Below are 2809 nucleotides of genomic sequence, written 5' to 3' on the forward strand. Positions count from 1 at the left end.
ATGAAGTCCCAACAGCCAATGCAGTTCCAGATCAATTAATCTGTGATGACAACAATGATGGTCTGTGGGCTTTTGATTTATCAGCCATAGAAGCTACGGTATTAGGCAGTCAAACAGCAGGAGACGTCACCATTACATTTCATGCCAATCAAGCCGATGCCGATAATGATGCCAATGCCTTAACAAGTCCATACACCAATCAAGTAGCCTACACCGCAGAAACAATAGTAGTAAGAATAGAAAATAATAACAATACAGCCTGCTATGAAACCACAAGCTTTGTTATAGACGTTTTCGATGAACCAACGGCAAATGTAGTAACCAATCAATTAATCTGTGATGACAATAACGATGGACTGTGGGCCTTCGATTTTGTAACACTAGATGCCACAGCATTAGGTACGCAAGCCGCAACAGACTATACAGTAAGCTATCACTCCAATCAAGCCGATGCCGATAATGATACCAATGCCTTAACAAGTCCATATACCAATCAAACCGCTTACCAAGCAGAAACAATAGTAATAAGAGTAGAAAACAATGACAATCCACTATGCTTTGCAACAACAACATTCGACATAGATGTATTTGATACCCCAACTGCCAATGCCGTAGCAGATCAATTAATCTGTGATGACAATAATGATGGACTATGGGCCTTCGATTTAACAGCCTTAACCCCAACAGTATTAGGCACACAACCATCAGCAGGATTTACAGTAACCTATCACTCTTCATTAGCCGATGCAGATAATAACGCTAATGCCCTAGTAAGCCCTTACACCAACCAAACCGCTTACCAAGCAGAAACACTATTCATCCGCATAGAAAATAATGATAACACAGCCTGCTATGCAACCAACAACTTTATTATAGATGTGTTCGATTCGCCAACAACCCCAACATTAACCTATGGCGTATGTGACAATACAGCAGATGGAGATGATACCAATGGCTTCGTTGCATTCGATTTAAACACACAAACCCCATTAGTATTAGGTACGCAAACCGCAGCACAATATGCCGTAACGTACCATTTAAACCAAGCCGATGCAGACGCTAATGCCTCGCCATTACCACTATTATATACCAATACAACAGCAAACACACAAGACCTAATTATACGAATAGAAAACGTAGACAACACCCAATGCTATGCAACATCAACACTAACATTAGACGTTAACCCGTTGCCAGAAGTACAAAATGCAACACTAGTACAATGTGATGAAGACGGCACACCAGATGGATTTACACAATATAACTTAAATGAAGCCAATGAAAATGTTATGGTAAGTGGAGACACAACAGGATTTAACTATACCCACCATTTAACACTAGCCGATGCACAAAATAGTACTAATGCAGTCAACCCCTTTCCATTTACAAATACAGTCAACCCACAAACAATCTATGTAAGAGTAGAAAATGCAACAACAGGCTGTTTTCGTACCTCAGAGTACGTTCTAGATGTTACAGCAACCGATATAGGAAACGCAGGATTAAGAACCTGTGATGATGATTACGATGGCTTTGCAGAATTTACACTATCAGATGCAGATGCAGCCATATTAGCCGTACTACCCGCAGGACTAAATGTAGACTATTACGCCACAGCTAATGATGCACAATTAGAAATTAACGAATTACCAGATAACTATACCAATACCACACCATTTGTACAAACCATTTTTATTCGTGTAGAAAACAATAACGAATGCTTTGGTATTGCCAATATGGATATCGTTGTAGACCCTATACCAGAAAGTAATACCGTAGACGATGTTGTTATTTGTAGTGATACCGCAGACAGTGCCGTTATAGACCTTACACAATTTAACGCACAAGTACTAGGTACACAAAATGCAGCCGATTTTACTATTAATTATTACGAAACACAATCCAATGCAGACAATAATGTAGACCCATTAACCAGCCCATATAACAACATTACTAACCCACAAACCCTATACGTTAGAGTAGAAAACAATACAACAGGCTGTTTTATCTCAAATATTAATTTCGATTTTACAATAAATATCAACCCAACAGTAGTCGATCCAACACCATTAGAAATTTGTGATGATGATACCATCGATGGCTTTAATGACTTTGATTTAACCGTAAAAGATGCAGAAATCTCAGGAAACAACCCAGAATATACAGTAAGTTATCACTTAACACAAGCCGATGCAGATAACGACGCAAACCCATTAATATCACCATACACCAATACAACAGCAAACATGCAACAAATCTTTGCACGTGTTGAAAATATTAATACCGGCTGTTATGGTACCACAACATTAGACCTAGTCGTTCAACAAGCCCCAGCAACCTGCACCCCAACACCATTAGAATACTGTGACCCAGATAGCGATGGTTTTGGAGAATTCGATTTAACCCAAGCCGATAACGAAGTGGCCTGTGGAGTAACAGCAGGATTAGTCATCACTTACCATGAAACCATGGCCGATGCAGAAAACAACATTAATGCCATCACAGGCATTTACAATAACATTGTGGTTAACATGCAAACCATTTATGTACGAATAGAAAGCTCAACCATCGCAACAGACTGTGCAAGCTTTGTAGAACTACAACTTATCGTCAACCCAACCCCACAAATAACAGATCCCACCCCATTAGAAGTCTGTGACGATGATGCCGATGGCTTTGCCAGTTTCGATTTAACCGAAAAAGAGCCAGAAATACTAAACCAATTAGACACAGACCCATCCAACGATTTAGACCCTGCACAATACATCGTAACCTACTATATCACAGAAGCCAATGCCAATGCAGGAAC

1 pseudogene is annotated in these 2809 nt (G+C 39.7%); it reads left to right on the plus strand.

The features are described from left to right. Positions 1-236: 236 nt before the first annotated feature. Positions 237-2809, plus strand: a pseudogene (locus ACVC2P_RS00090) (hypothetical protein); the annotation flags it as partial.

Source organism: Pontimicrobium sp. MEBiC01747 (assembly GCF_053601635.1).